Source organism: Nocardia sp. CY41, from assembly GCF_009829325.1.
Classification (GTDB): domain Bacteria; phylum Actinomycetota; class Actinomycetes; order Mycobacteriales; family Mycobacteriaceae; genus Nocardia.
In genome coordinates, this window is sequence record NZ_VUOS01000014.1 from 222,810 (window position 1) to 236,521 (window position 13,712).

Sequence of the window (13,712 nt, forward strand, 5' to 3'; positions counted from 1 at the left end):
TCTCAGGGAAACTCGATCACCACCTTCCCGAACGGATCCGCGGTGCGGAAATACCGGTAGGCCGATTCGGCTTCCTCGAAGGGGAACACACGGTCGACGACCGGACGCATCCGATGGGCGGCGATCGCTCGATTCATCGCCTCGAAATCCGTTCGGCTGCCCACCGCGATACGGCGAATGGACAGATACGACGATCCGAACGGGTTGCCCACGGGCAGATCATCGGCGGGCATCGCGCCGATCATCGTGATCCGCGCGTTGTACGCGCCCGACCGCACGGATTTCGCGAGCGTCGGCATGCCCACCGCGTCGAGGACGTGGTCCACGCCGTCGCCGCCGGTGCGGTCCAGCACGGCGAGTTCCCAGTCCGGGGTCCGGCTCCGATCGATCACCTCGTCGGCTCCGAGCGCACGCAGCCGCTCGGCTTTGCGCGCGTTCGAGGTGATCGAGAGGACCCTGGCTCCGTACATTCTCGCGTGCTGAACCCCGAACAGCGCCACCGATCCGCTGCCTACGGTCAAGACGGTCTCGCCCGGGCGCACCGGCAGCGGCGTGCTCAGTGCGGCCCACGCCACCACCCCGGCGCAGGTCAACGTCGCGGCTTCCGCGTCCGAGAGGTGGCCCGGCACGTGCACCACCGAATCCTCCTCCAGCACCGCGTAAGTGGCGAGCATGCCGGGATAGGTCGCGCCGTACTGCTCGACGACGTGCGCCTGACGCTGTGGGCCGTCGACCCACCGGAGGAAGTAGGTGGCGGTCACCCGGTCGCCCACCGCGGCGCGCGTCACAGCGCCACCCACGGCGATCACCTCGCCGACGCCGTCGCTGAGAGGTACGACGCCGGGAATGGCGGGCAACGGATACGTCCCGTCCATCAGCATCAGATCACGACGATTCAGCGACGCCGCCCGCACACGGATCACCACTTGCCGTGGGCCGGGTTCGGGCAACTGCTGCGGCGCGGTGGTCAGGCCGTCGGCCCCGCGCGTGGGGTCCAGATGGTAGGCGACGGCCTGCATCAGGCGACGCCGATGTACTGGTGATCCCACCGGATCCGGCCCTCGTCGTCGAGCGCGACGACGTCGTATCCACCACCCACCACGGCCCCGTCGGCCTTCGTCACCATGTGCCAGCTCAGGCCGATCAGGTTCACCGAGAGGAGCACCGCAGGCTCCCCGGTGACGAATACGTGCTCGCCAGGGGCGACGAACTCGTCGTACGCGCGGTCGACCCGCCGGTCCAACGCTTCGTAGCCGCGGATCTCCACGGTCGGGATCGGGAAGGACAATCGCCCAAGCGCCTCCCGCATCGCCTGCGGCGGATCCACCAGCACCTGCGCCCCGTCCTCGGCCCACAGCTGCCGGATCCGCTTGCGCCTCGCCTCGGCATCGGATTCGTTCCACAGCGCGATGTACCGTTCGGCGAACCGCGAAAGTTCCTGCTCATCTAGTTTCTTGCTCATGCGGCGAAGTCTTGCCCTCGATCGGCGCCTGTGCGATTCCCCGCAAGGTATGGCGGGCCCGTCGCTCTGCGCCGGATACTGCTGCTATGACGACGGCGGCCCAGTCCACCGGGTTCGCCCGGCAGCTCAAGCACTGGCGCACGCTGCGCCGGGTCAGCCAGCTCGACCTCGCGATCCGCGCCGACACCACGCAACGTCATCTCAGCTTTCTGGAGCAGGGGCGCTCGCGCCCCGGACGCACCATGGTGGTGCGGCTGGCCGAATCGCTCGAGCTGTCACTGCGCGAGCGCAACGGATTGCTGCTCGCCGCGGGTTACGCGCCCGTCTTTCCCGAATCGGAGCTCGACACAGTCGAATTGGCGCCGGTGCTGGAAGCGTTGCGCGCCATTCTGGACGGCCATCTGCCCTACCCGGCGCTGGTGGTCCGGCCCTATGGCATCCTGCTCGCCGCCAACGCCGCCTTCGACGTGCTCACCGAGGGCGCAGCCCCGTGGCTGCTGGAACCGCCGGTCAACGTGCTGCGGCTCGCGTTGCACCCGGACGGCTTGGCCGCCCGCGTGCGCAACCTGCCGGAATGGGGAAGGCACGTCACCGAGGCGCTGCGCAACCGGTTGGCCCGCAGTCCCGATCCCGTCTTGGACGCGCTGATCGAGGAATTGGAGACCTATCTGCCGCCTGCCGAACCGGGGCCGGGCCATCTCGGTTTCGCGGTGCCGCTGCGCTTGCGCTGCGCCGAAGGGGAACTGCGTCTGATCACCACGCTCACTTCGTTCGCCACGGCGGTGGACGTCACGCTCGCCGAATTGCAACTGGAGGCGTTCCTGCCCGGCGACGAGCAGACCGCGCAGATCCTGCGCGACCGCGCCGCACGACGCTGAGCGAGGCCCCCACCGCAGCGACCAGCCGGTGATGCGAAGCGCGACGTGCGGGCGGGCCGGCGGTCCGGCCGCCGCACCGGGGATTGTGCCGATCCGGCGGCTCGCCCGTTACGATCCCGCGGCCGAATCGCCACTCCACGCAGGAAGATCGGTCCCGCAGGCCGCCCTACGGGACCTCACCATCGACTCACACCGACGCGAGTTCGTGCTCGGCCGGGGCATCCCAATCGATCCGGTAGCGCTGCTCGGGTCCCATGGTCTTCTCCGGCTTCATCACGGTCTTGGCCATGAGCGGCATGAGCAGCTGCATGACCTTGCGTCCCACCGGCCCCGGCGTCTTGCTGTGGTTGATCTTCGCCGCGCGGGCCGCGACGCCTTCCACACGCTCGCGCCGCAGCCGCTCATAGACCGCGAACGCCTCTGGAACGGGCAGATCACGCAAGCAGCGCGCCAGTTGCACGGCGCTCTCGATCGCCAGCGACGCACCCTGGCCGGAACTGTTGGACGGGGCGTGCACCGCGTCGCCCACCAGCACCATCCGCCCGCGATGCCAGCGCGGCACCGGCGGCATGATGTGCAGCGCACCGACCACCTCCAGCTGATCCTCGGTGGTCCGACGAGCGAGTTCGCCGCCAGGGGTGTCGTCGCCGTAGGTCTCGCGCAGGATCCGCAACCACTGCGCGTTCGGCACCGCCCGTGCCGCGGTGAGCGACAGATACTCCTTGTGCGGCAGGTTCGCTCCCCACGCCACCCTCCCGTCGCCGAGCGGCCAGTACAGGTAGTACGCCCGCTTGCCGAACGCGAAGGTCATGGTGTCGGCCGGGAGGTCGGCGTCGCACTCGGTGGTCGCGCCGAAGCCGAGCATGCCGGTGTAGCCGGGGCCGGGCGCGTCCGGGTCGATCAGCGTGCGCACTCGTGAGCGGATGCCGTCCGCGCCGATCAGCACGTCGGCGGTGGCCGTGCTGCCGTCGGCGAACCGGGCGGTGCTGCCCGACTCGTCCTCGTGCACGTCGACCAGGCGTTTCTCGTACTCGAACGGCACCCCCGCGGCGATCGCGTGCCGGTGCAGCGCCTGGTGCAACTCGCTGCGATCGACCAGTTGCAGCGGCGGCACATCGGAGAGGCCGGGCAGGTCGAGGACCTTGTCTCCGACCGCCATCCGCATCTTCGTCACCGGCAGCGCGATGGCGCGAACCGGGTCGCCCGCCCCGATGATGTCGAGCGCGGCGATCCCGTTGGGCGCGAGGGCGAGTCCGCTGCCGATGCCGTAGGAAGGGCCGGGATAGGCCTCGTAGACGCGGGCATCGATGCCCGCTTTGCGCAGGGCCGTCGCGACGACGGGTCCGGCTATGCCGCCACCGATCACCAGGGCGGTACGTGTTGTGGACATGGGTGTCTCCAGGATTCGTGCGATACGGGTTTCGGTTCCCGGACCGACGCACGCGCCACCCACCCGGTTATCCTGTGGTTGCCAGCCTTGTAGCCGGGTGCGCGTTCGCGGGCGCGGTTCGAGACTGTTCGATCGGGCCCGGCGGCGGTGTTGCCGCACCTCGCCGGGTCCGGTTCTCGGCTAGTTCTCGGCCATCCCCCTCTCCACCAGCTCGGCGACCTCGGACGGCAGCGCACCGCGCTCGTGCCATGCACGCCATTGCGCCAGTCCGGGGAAGGTGCCCTCGGTCAGCTCTTCGCGCAGCGAACGCGTCCACGCCGCTTCGGCTTCCAGCATCGCCAGCCCGAACTCGGTCTCGACGATGAACAGCCGCGGTAGCGCGCCCGCGAGTTCGCCGAGTTCGCGGCGCACGGTACCGATGGTCCGCTCCAGCGCTTCGATGCGGGCGCCGAGCAGTTCGATCACCTCGGCGGGCGGAAGCACCGCGAGAATGGACAGGCCCGCGACGAACCGGTGATGTTCCGGTTCCGGGGTCGACAGCAGCTCCCTGGTCCAATCGGCCATCTCGGCGCGGCCCGCGTCGGTGATCCGGTAGATCACCCGCTCCGGCCGCGCGCCGGCGCGCTCACTGCCCACCACCTCGAGGAAGCCGACTTTGGCCATGTTCTGCACGACGGTGTAGAGCGAACCCCATTTGATCGCCATGTCGTGGTCTTTGCCGCGATCGCGCAGGGTCTGCGCGATCTCGTACCGGTGCATCGGGCGTTCGACGATCACGGACAGCACCGCGAGCGCCAGCAGGTTGTCGACCTTGCGTTTCTTCATCGCGGCACCTCCTTACTCGCGTACGAATATACGTCTACGAGTAATGGCAGCGCAAGCGCTGTCACGCGGGCACCGTCTCCTGCTCTCTCGCCTGGTCTTCCAGCAACTTCGTGGCGATGTTGGTCAGCGCCTGGTCCAGCAGCGCGCGATCCGCGGGATCGGCCTCGCTCCAGTCGTCGAGCCTGCTGTCGAGCCAGGGCCGCCAAGCCGCCTTGATCCGGTCCATCTCGGCGGCGCCGGAGTCGGTGAGCCGCAGCCGCCGCCCCTCGCGCATCAGATACGTATGGGACTTCGCCGCTGCGATGGATATCCAGCGACACGGCAGCGAATACGCTGCCCCCGCATGTGGCTAGCTGTCCACCGGCCGCTCGATGAGCGACATGGCGATCGGGACCAGCAGATCGACGAGTTCGGCGACCGTCGGACGCGGGTCGGCGAGCACCCACTCGTGCGCCAGGCCGTTGATCGCGCCGATCAAGGCGCTGGCGCCCCATCCGGGCGCGCCTCGCACTCGCGAACCGGGGGCCACGACCGGCACCACATGCGTTTCCAGCACGGACGCCCACGCGTGCCTGCGTTCGCGACGATGCCGCTCCATCCGGTCGCTCACCCCGACCACTTCGATGAACGCGACTTTGGCACGGTAGGGATCAGAGCCGATCGACGCGAGGTAAGCCGCTACCACGGCGGTCATCGCGGCGGGCAGGTCGAAGCGAGGGTCGAGGTCCCCGAGCCGCCCCAGCACGGCGGCGGCGGCCTCGTCCTGGATCCGGTCGTAGGCCGCGACCAGCACGTCCTCTCTGGTCTGGAACTCCTCGTAGAACTGCCGCTTGGACAAGCCCGCCGCGGCGCACACGTCGGCCAGCGAGCAATTCGCGTAGCCGCGCTCGGCGAAGATCCGGGTGGCCGCGTCGAGGAACCGCTGACGCCGCTCGGCTTTCCGCTCCACGACGGCACGCCCGCCGTATTGCCTGCCCACTGTCGCCGTCATATCTCTCACCGTAGCGAAATCGCGGCGACCGGGAACCGCCCGTCGGTCCGAGATTTTCCGGACGTTCGTTCTTGTGATCCGCGCCGGGACGCCGCATACTCGTGGCCAGTCTGAAACCGATGGGGCTCACATATGTGGCTCACAGAACGAAGAGGTTCTCGCGTGGTCATCTCCCGTAAGCACGCACCGAAGTTGCTCGCGTCGCTCGCCGCGGTGGCCGTGGGGCTACCCCTCCTCGCTGCGGGCCCCGTGGCCGCGCAGCCGGCGCCGGACGATCCGGTGGTCCAGCCCGCACCACCGTTCCCCGTTCCGCCGCTGCCACCGGGTTTCGATCCGGCGTTCTATCGCCCCGCCGTGGCGACCTACGCCGACCTCACCCCCGGTCAGATCATCGCCGCACGCCAGGTCAACCTGGCCAACCTGTCGCTGATCCCGGTGAATGTCGACGCCTGGCAACTGTCCTACCGCTCCACCAATTCCCGCGGCGAGGCCATCCCCGCGGTGGCCACGGTGATCAAGCCACGCGGCTACGTCGCCGACCGGCCGCTGTTCTCGTACCAGATCGCCGAGGACTCGACCGGCAACTACTGCATGCCGTCGTATCAGCTGCAGATGGGTTCCATCCCGGCGGCCTTGACCGGCTCGACCCTGGTGGCCGCGCAGTTCCTCGAGGTGCAAGCGGCGCTGGCCCAAGGTTGGGCGGCGGTGATCCCCGATCACCAGGGCCCCGACTCGGCCTATGCCGCGGGCCCTCTGGCCGGGCGCATCACGCTGGACGGCATTCGCGCCGCCGAGAACTTCGCGCCGATGCGACTGTCCGGGACCGGGACCAGAGTCGGGATGATGGGGTACTCCGGCGGGGCGATCGCCACCGGCTGGGCCGCCGAACTGAAGCGCGACTACGCGCCCGAGCTGAACGTGGTCGGCACCGCGGAGGGCGGCATCCCCGCCGATCTGTCGGCCGCGTTGCGGATGGCCAACGGCAACCTGTCGGCCGGGCTCATCTTCGCGGGCGCGCTCGGCGTCTCCCGCGAGTATCCCGAACTGCGCAGATTCCTCGACGACAATGCGAACGGCCTGGGCAGGCTGATGATCGCTGGCAAGGAACAGCTCTGCGCGAGCTACCAGGCCGCGCTGTTCCCGTTCGCGGACAACCTGGGGATGCTGGCGAAGAACCCGTTCACCGATCCCGTCGTCGTCGACGTACTGAACAAGACGAAGCTGGGCCGAGCGGTGCCGGACATGCCGATGCTGATGTACCAGGCCAACGCCGACTGGTTGATCCCCGTCGGACCGGTCGACGAGCTCGTCGGCACCTATGCGCAGGACCCCGGCGCGCGGGTCGAATACATCCGCGACCATTTCAGCGAGCACCTCACCCTCGACCCGATCGCGGCGCCGCGCGCGCTGCTGTGGCTGAAGGACCGGTTCGCGGGCGTCCCGGTGGCCACGGGCGTCACCATCACCGATGTCGGCTCGATGACACTGGACCCCGCGACGTGGCAGGTGTGGGGCGATACGGTGGGCGCGGTGCTCGCCGCAGCCTTCCAGCAACCTATCGGCAGCGGCCGCTGATCGAACCCGCCCAGAGCTCGTGTCGCGGTCGTCTTCCGCGACACGAGCTCTCGCGTCTGAGACGATCGGTGGCGACATCTTCCCCCGTAACTTACTCCAGAGTAAGGTTGACGCATGGCGTGGAAACCAGCTGAGATCCCGGACCAGACGGGACGCACCTTTGTCATCACCGGCGCGAACGGCGGTCTGGGCGCCGTCACCACGAAAGTCCTGGCGGCCAAGGGCGCGACCGTGATCATGGCCTGCCGCAACACGGTCAAGGCGAAAGAGGTCGCGAGCGGCATCGACGGCGACGTCCGCGTGGCCGAACTCGACCTCGCGGACCTGGCCTCGATCCGCAAGTTCGCCGACGACAGCGGCGGATTCGACGTCCTGATCAACAACGCGGGCCTGATGAACATCCCGTTCTCGCGCACCAAGGACGGTTTCGAAACCCAGTGGGGGGTCAATCACCTCGGACACTTCGCGCTCACCGGCCTGCTGCTGGACCGCATCGGCGATCGGGTGGTCACGCTCTCCAGCATCGCCCACAAGCAGACCCCGAAGCTCTGGATCGACGACCTCGACTACGAAAAGCGCCGCTACCAGCGCAATCTCGCCTACGCGCAGGCCAAGCTGTGCAATCTGATGTTCGCTCGCGAACTGCAGCGCAGGCTGCGCGAGTCCGGTTCGGCCAAGCGTTCCTACGGCGTGCACCCCGGTGTCTCGGCCACCGACCTCTTCGCACACACCGAGACGCCGCTCGATTACGTCGCCAAGCCGTTCATCCGCCTGATCGGGCACTCGCCCGCCAAGGCCGCGCACTCGACGCTGTTCGCCGCGACCATGCCCGACGCCGACCCCGAGACCTACTGGGGCCCGACCCGGCTGTTCGGCAGCCAGGGACCGGTGAAACCCTCGTCGTCCACCCGCCTGTCGCAGAACAAGGACCTGTGGCAGCGGCTGTGGGCGGAGTCCGAGCGCAAGACCGGCGTCACCTACTCGTTCAGCGCCGGACGAACGCCCGCGCAGTAACCAGGCCGGTCCGCGCCTCCGAAGCCACGGAACCGATCGCCTACGGCACTCCGTCCGGCGCCGCTCGACACCGCGATGATCGTGGTCACAGCGCGCGCCGGACGGTGGACCTGGCTCTACGGGCCGCGTAGTAGAACGGGTACCGTAGAAGCCGTGTCCGCCTCACCCCGCCGCTCGGCACACAACCGCCCGGCCCTCATCGCGCTGGTGATCGTCGCCGCGCTGGGCTGCCTGGGGCTGGCCTGGTGGCAGTGGGAACGGTACGAGTCCGCCAGCGGCACCGGCCAGAACCTCGGGTACGCGTTGCAGTGGCCCCTGTTCGCGGGGTTCGCCGTCTTCGCCTACTTCCGGTACGTCCGGCTCGAGCGCGAGGCAGGCGAAACCGAGGAGAAGGACGCCTCGACCCCTGGGCGCGCCCCCGCAACCCGGCGCGCCGCCGGTCCGGTCGCACCCACCGAACTCCCGGCGGGTCTGTTGCCCGAGCGACCCAAGGCCGTCCGCGATGACGACCCGGTGCTCGCCGAGTACAACCGGTACCTCGCCGCGCTGCACGCCAACGACATCGACGAGCAGGTCCGCGCGGCAGGCCTGCACACCCGCGAGAGGAGCGCCGGTTGACCACCAGCGAGAATTCCACCGAGACCACCGCCGCCCCGGCCCCGGCCCGGAACGCCGCCAAGATCGGTCCGGCACTGCTGCGCTACCGGGCGCTGGCCTGGATCACCGGCCTCTGGCTGCTGCTGCTCACCGGTGAGATGATCGCCAAGTACGGCTTCGACGTGCACACCCCCAGCTGGATCGCCGTGGTGCACGGCTGGGTGTACTTCGTCTACCTGCTGGTCACCGCCGACCTCGCGGTCAAGGTCCGCTGGCCGGTCCTGCGCACCGTCGGCACCCTGCTCGCCGGCACCATCCCGCTGCTGTCGTTCTTCGTCGAGCACGTCAACGCCAAGCAGGTCAAGCAGACCTTCGGCGTCTGACCCGGCGGCTCGCCGCCCGTGTCAGCCCGCTGCGAGCGCCGCCAGCGCGGGCGTCAACTGGGCCAGCGCCCGCCCGCGATGCGACACCGCGTCCTTCTGGGCAGGCGTCAACTGAGCAGCGGTCACCTCGCCGCCCGCGGGGACGAACAGCGGGTCGTAGCCGAAACCGCCGTCGCCCACCGGCTTCCGGCCGATCGAACCGGGCCATTCCCCACGCACCACCGTCTCCGCGCCGCCGGGCACCACCAGCGCGCAGGTCGAGACGAACCGTCCGCCGCGGCGCTCGTCCGGCACATCCGACAGCTGCGCCAGCAACAGCGCGTTGTTGGCCGCGTCGTCGCCGTGCCTACCCGACCAGCGCGCCGACAGCACACCCGGCATCCCGTTCAAGGCGTCCACCTCGATGCCGGAATCGTCGGCGACACACGGCAAACCGGTAGCCGCGGCGCCGTCGCGCGCCTTGGCGAGCGCGTTCTCCTCGAACGTCGCGCCGGTCTCGGGCGCCTCGTCGTACGGGGGGACGTCGTCCAACCCGAGGATCTCGATCCCGGCGATCCCCGCCTCGTCGAGGATGCGGCGCAGTTCGTTCAATTTCTTGGCATTGCGGCTGGCCACCAGCAGACGACGAGTCATCACTTCTTCTTCGCGTCGGCCTGCTCCGGAAGCACCCCGGGATACGGCAGCGCCAGCGCTTCCTTCTGCACGACGAACAACTGTTCGCAGCCGGCCAGCGCGGCATCGAGCAACTTGTCCAGCGTGGAACGCGGGAAAGTGGCGCCCTCGCCGGTGCCCTGGATCTCCACCAGCGTGCCGGTATCGGTGGCGACCACGTTCATGTCGACCTCGGCCCGCGAATCCTCCTCGTACGGCAGATCCAAGCGCACCCGACCGTCGACCACACCGACGCTCACCGCGGCGATCGCGCACGAGATCGGCTGCGGGTCGGCCAGCGCGCCCGCCGCGCCGAGATAGGTCACCGCATCCGCCAGCGCCACATAAGCGCCGGTGATCGCGGCCGTCCTGGTACCGCCGTCGGCCTGCAACACATCGCAGTCGATTGCGATGGTGTTCTCACCGATCGCGGCCAGATCGATGCAGGCGCGCAGCGAACGGCCGACCAGGCGGCTGATCTCCTGGGTCCGTCCGCCGATACGGCCCTTCACCGACTCACGCCCGCTGCGGGTATGCGTCGCGGCGGGCAGCATCGCGTATTCGGCGGTGAGCCAGCCCAATCCGGAATCGCGCCGCCACGCGGGCACCCCCTCGGTGACGCTCGCGGTGCACATCACCCGCGTCTGCCCGAACTCCACCAGCACCGAACCCGCTGGATGCGTGGTGAAACCACGGGTGATCCGGACCTCGCGGAGCTCATCGTCCGCCCTGCCATCGGCTCGTCTCGACACGGCCACAGCCTACTGTGTTGGATTTGCCGCGCCTCCGCGCGGCGTGTTCGCGGCCCCTTTGTGGCTCGCGTTCGGGCAATGCTTGGTCTCGCTTCGCTCGAAAGACGTGGTTGCGGTGCGCTGGGCACGTCGGTTTCATCCCCCGGCATCAGGCGCGCGGTTCCCACTAGCCGCCAGCCCGACCCACCGGCGACCGTTGGCCGAGAGGCCGACCCACACGCGACCGGTGCACTGCGAGCCCTGCCCGGCCAACCGCGGCTGCTCGATCCCGCTTCGCCCGAGAGCCACAGTCCAGATGCGCTGAGCGCGCCGGTTCGCCACCCGGCACAAGAGCGCGCAGCTCCCACTGGTCGCCAGGCGGACCCACTCGCTACCGGTGCAATGCCGGCGCGGCCCGACGCATGCTCCATCCGGCTCGAGAGACGCGGTGGAGGTGCGCTGGCGTGTTGATAGCGAATTCTGGATATAGGGCGCATCGAGTTCCGAACCGTGCGGCGCTACGGATATTCGGGGATCGGTTCGTCGGACCGGTGTGTTGTGCGAATCAGACGTCCGGGTTCATCGGTCCGTTCGATGAGTTCTGCCGTAAACCGGATTCGATCAGAGGTCGAAGGTTTCGCCCGGGGCCACCGCATGGACCGGACCGGTGAACTGTTCCTTCGCTTCGGCGATCACGTCTTCGCGCGAGGTCCACGGGGGGATGTGGGTGAGCAGGAGTTCCTTCACGCCGGCCTCGGCGGCGATCTGGCCGGCCTCGGTGCCCGAAAGGTGAATGCCCGGCGGCCGATTCGCCGGGTCGTGGGTCCAGGAGGCCTCCGCCATCAGGACATCGGCGCCCTGCGCGAGTTCGTGGACCTGGGGGCAGAGTGCGGTGTCACCGGTGTAGACGAAGGTGCGTCCGGCCGCGGTGACGATCCGCAGACCGTAGGACTCCGGCGGGTGGAACATCCGGCGCGCGGTGACGGTGTGGCCCGGGCCGAACGCGACGGGCTCGCCCTCGGCCCAGGCCCGCATGTCGATCACGTCGGACCAGTCGTCGCATTCGCCGCCGACTTCGGCGGAGGCGTTGCCGATGCGCAGCGAGGTGTCCGACGGGCCGCGCACGATCGCCTTCCCCTCCGGGGGCGTCGGGTGGTAGCGGCGCCACACCAGCAAACCGGGCAGGTCCAGGCAGTGGTCGGCGTGCAGATGGGTCAGGAAGATGTCGACCTCACCCGGGTCGGCGTGGCGCTGCAACGCGCCGAGCACTCCCGGACCGAAATCGATGACCGTCGGCCGCATGTCCGGGCCGGTCAACAGGTACCCCGACGCGGGAGAGTCCGGGCCGGACACACTGCCCGAGCACCCGAGGACGGTAAGGCGCATTCCCCCATGCTGCCACGCGGAATTCTCACTCAAGGAAGGATCCCCCACATTTCCGGCGGGCCGCCCACTCACCGCGGCGACGCACCGGCTCCGGCTCGGTCCCCGCGGCGGTTTCGTCGTGCATCTCCAGAGAGTACCCAGCCGGCCAGCAATCCACTCAACGCGCCGAATAGATGCCCCTGCCAAGAGATTCCGGGCTGTCCGGGCAGCACGCCCCACAGCAGCGACCCGTACAGGGCCAGCACGACGAGGCCGAGCACGATCTGCCCGACGTTGCGGGCGAACCAACCGCGGCAGATGAGGAAGGTCAACCAGCCGAACACCAGCGACGACGCACCGATGTGCGTGCTGCCGGTGGCTCCGGTGAGCCAGACGCCGAGCCCGGCCCCCAGCCAGATGATCGCGGTCGCGGCCAGCCCGCGTCCGATGCCGCTCACCAGCACCAGGAAGCCGAGAACCAGCACCGGGAGCGTGTTGCCGACCAGGTGCCCCCAGTTGTCGTGCAGCAACGGCGCGAACAGGATGCCGGACAGCCCCTCGGCCCGGCGGGGCTCGATCCCCGCGCTCTCCAAGTCTCCGTGGACGGCGGTGTCGACCCCTTCGACCCCGTAGAGCAGCCCCACGAATCCGGCGATCAGCACACCGGCCCGCAGCCCCAACTGTTTGATCCCGGGGACGCCACCGGTCGCGGACGGTGTGGACGGACGTGGCGCACCGACGGGCTTGCCCAGCTGCGCACGGATCGCCGCGATCCGATCCGGGTCGAACGACGGCCCGAGTCCCGCGCCTGCCATGGCCACCTCCTCGCCGTGGCGGGGTCGTGGCCCCGCCTCACCGAGGGTACCGGCACGGCCGGTGATCAGGCCCAGAGCTGGCCGTCCAGCCGCTCCTCCGCCTCTTCGAGGGTGCCGTCGTAGGCGCCGGTCGACAGGTACTTCCACCCGCCGTCGGCGACCACGAACGCGATGTCGGCGCGCGTGCCCGCCTTCGCCGCCTTGCGTGCGACGCCCAGCGCGGCGTGCAGGATGGCGCCGGTGGAGATTCCGGCGAAGATGCCCTCCTCGAGCACCAGTTCGCGGGTGCGCTTCACCGCGTCGTAGGGGCCGACCGAGAAACGCGTGGTCAGCACGCTTTCGTCGTACAGTTCGGGGATGAATCCCTCGTCGATGTTGCGCAGGCCGTAGACCAGTTCGCCGTACCGTGGCTCGGCGGCCACGATCTCGATGCCGGGCACCTTCTCGCGCAGGAAACGGCCGGTCCCCATCAGCGTGCCCGTGGTGCCCAGACCCGCGACGAAATGGGTGATCTCGGGCAGATCGGCCAGGATCTCCGGGCCGGTGGTCTCGTAGTGCGCCGACGCGTTCGCCGGATTGCCGTACTGGTAGAGCATCACCCAGTCCGGATTCTCCGCCGCGATCTGCTTGGCCAGCGCGACGGCCTGGTTGGAGCCGCCCGCCGCGGGGGAATCGATGATCCGCGCCCCGAACATGGTGAGCAACTGCCGCCGCTCCACCGAGGTGTTCTCCGGCATCACGCAGATCAGCTGATAGCCCTTCAGCTTCGCGGCCATGGCCAGCGAGATCCCGGTGTTGCCGCTGGTCGGTTCCAGAATCGTGCAACCGGGCCGCAGCAGCCCGTCGGCCTCGGCCTGCTCGATCATCCGCAGGGCGGGCCGATCCTTGATCGAGCCGGTGGGGTTGCGATCCTCCAGCTTCGCCCACAGCCGCACGTGGTTGTCACCGTCCCACTGCGGGGACAGGGTGCGCAGGCCGACCAGCGGAGTGTTGCCGAGGGTCGCGATCAGCGATTCGTAACGCGCCACGGGACCG

The 13,712-nt window shown here is 69.2% G+C and carries 16 protein-coding genes; 5 read left to right on the plus strand and 11 right to left on the minus strand.

The features are described 5' to 3' along the window. Positions 1-2 precede the first annotated feature (2 nt). Positions 3-1,049: a zinc-dependent alcohol dehydrogenase family protein gene (locus GVY64_RS17535; protein ID WP_236566913.1), complete on the minus strand. Its 1,047-nt coding sequence runs from the start codon at positions 1,047-1,049 to the stop codon at positions 3-5. After that, positions 1,019-1,462: a hypothetical protein gene (locus tag GVY64_RS17540; RefSeq protein WP_159842655.1), complete on the minus strand. Its 444-nt coding sequence runs from the start codon at positions 1,460-1,462 to the stop codon at positions 1,019-1,021. Before GVY64_RS17540 ends, GVY64_RS17535 begins: the two co-directional genes overlap by 31 nt. An 86-nt stretch (positions 1,463-1,548) precedes the next feature. Between GVY64_RS17540 and GVY64_RS17545 the strand changes: the two genes are divergently transcribed. Then, the gene (locus tag GVY64_RS17545; protein WP_159842657.1) at positions 1,549-2,340 is read left to right on the plus strand and encodes a helix-turn-helix domain-containing protein; all 792 of its coding nucleotides are present in this window, start codon (positions 1,549-1,551) and stop codon (positions 2,338-2,340) included. A gap of 187 nt (positions 2,341-2,527) precedes the next feature. On the opposite strand, the gene GVY64_RS17550 is transcribed toward GVY64_RS17545, so the two are convergent. The 4 genes from GVY64_RS17550 to GVY64_RS17565 form a co-directional block, all read right to left on the minus strand. Continuing rightward, positions 2,528-3,730 (minus strand): FAD-dependent oxidoreductase, encoded by a 1,203-nt coding sequence (locus GVY64_RS17550; RefSeq protein ID WP_159842659.1) that lies wholly within the window; start codon positions 3,728-3,730, stop codon positions 2,528-2,530. A gap of 180 nt (positions 3,731-3,910) precedes the next feature. Beyond that, complete coding sequence (locus GVY64_RS17555) at positions 3,911-4,555, minus strand: PadR family transcriptional regulator (RefSeq protein ID WP_159842661.1); 645 nt, start codon at positions 4,553-4,555, stop codon at positions 3,911-3,913. 61 nt (positions 4,556-4,616) lie between these two features. Continuing rightward, positions 4,617-4,829 (minus strand): hypothetical protein, encoded by a 213-nt coding sequence (locus tag GVY64_RS17560; protein WP_159842663.1) that lies wholly within the window; start codon positions 4,827-4,829, stop codon positions 4,617-4,619. A 75-nt stretch (positions 4,830-4,904) separates the two neighbouring features. Continuing rightward, positions 4,905-5,546, minus strand: coding sequence for a TetR/AcrR family transcriptional regulator (locus GVY64_RS17565; RefSeq protein WP_159842665.1), 642 nt, complete (start codon positions 5,544-5,546; stop codon positions 4,905-4,907). Positions 5,547-5,678: 132 nt separating this feature from the next. On the opposite strand from GVY64_RS17565, the gene GVY64_RS17570 reads away from it, so the two are divergent. The 4 genes from GVY64_RS17570 (at position 5,679) to GVY64_RS17585 (ending at position 9,115) form a co-directional block, all read left to right on the plus strand. Continuing rightward, positions 5,679-7,121: a lipase family protein gene (locus GVY64_RS17570; RefSeq protein WP_442939602.1), complete on the plus strand. Its 1,443-nt coding sequence runs from the start codon at positions 5,679-5,681 to the stop codon at positions 7,119-7,121. 114 nt (positions 7,122-7,235) lie between these two features. Continuing rightward, positions 7,236-8,135 carry an oxidoreductase gene (locus GVY64_RS17575; RefSeq protein ID WP_159842668.1) on the plus strand — a complete coding sequence of 300 codons (900 nt, stop codon included), beginning with the start codon at positions 7,236-7,238 and terminating at the stop codon, positions 8,133-8,135. A gap of 153 nt (positions 8,136-8,288) precedes the next feature. Further along, positions 8,289-8,753: a transcriptional regulator gene (locus GVY64_RS17580; RefSeq protein WP_159842670.1), complete on the plus strand. Its 465-nt coding sequence runs from the start codon at positions 8,289-8,291 to the stop codon at positions 8,751-8,753. Further along, the gene (locus tag GVY64_RS17585; RefSeq protein ID WP_159842672.1) at positions 8,750-9,115 is read left to right on the plus strand and encodes a DUF3817 domain-containing protein; all 366 of its coding nucleotides are present in this window, start codon (positions 8,750-8,752) and stop codon (positions 9,113-9,115) included. The genes GVY64_RS17580 and GVY64_RS17585 overlap by 4 nt, the downstream gene beginning before the upstream one ends. A 21-nt stretch (positions 9,116-9,136) precedes the next feature. Here the strand turns inward: GVY64_RS17585 and rdgB are convergent, their stop codons facing one another. The 5 genes from rdgB to GVY64_RS17610 all read right to left on the minus strand — a co-directional run bounded on the left by rdgB (position 9,137) and on the right by GVY64_RS17610 (position 13,705). Beyond that, the gene (gene rdgB, locus GVY64_RS17590) at positions 9,137-9,748 is read right to left on the minus strand and encodes an RdgB/HAM1 family non-canonical purine NTP pyrophosphatase (protein ID WP_159842674.1); all 612 of its coding nucleotides are present in this window, start codon (positions 9,746-9,748) and stop codon (positions 9,137-9,139) included. Continuing rightward, positions 9,748-10,518 carry a ribonuclease PH gene (gene rph, locus GVY64_RS17595; protein WP_159842676.1) on the minus strand — a complete coding sequence of 257 codons (771 nt, stop codon included), beginning with the start codon at positions 10,516-10,518 and terminating at the stop codon, positions 9,748-9,750. Before rph ends, rdgB begins: the two co-directional genes overlap by 1 nt. Before the next feature lie 600 nt (positions 10,519-11,118). After that, complete coding sequence (locus GVY64_RS17600) at positions 11,119-11,883, minus strand: cyclic nucleotide-degrading phosphodiesterase (protein ID WP_159842678.1); 765 nt, start codon at positions 11,881-11,883, stop codon at positions 11,119-11,121. Positions 11,884-11,951: 68 nt separating this feature from the next. Then, positions 11,952-12,677 carry a rhomboid family intramembrane serine protease gene (locus GVY64_RS17605; protein ID WP_159842680.1) on the minus strand — a complete coding sequence of 242 codons (726 nt, stop codon included), beginning with the start codon at positions 12,675-12,677 and terminating at the stop codon, positions 11,952-11,954. A gap of 65 nt (positions 12,678-12,742) precedes the next feature. Next, on the minus strand, positions 12,743-13,705 hold the full coding sequence (locus tag GVY64_RS17610; RefSeq protein WP_159842682.1) for a cysteine synthase: 963 nt from the start codon (positions 13,703-13,705) through the stop codon (positions 12,743-12,745). Between the last annotated feature and the right edge of the window lie 7 nt (positions 13,706-13,712).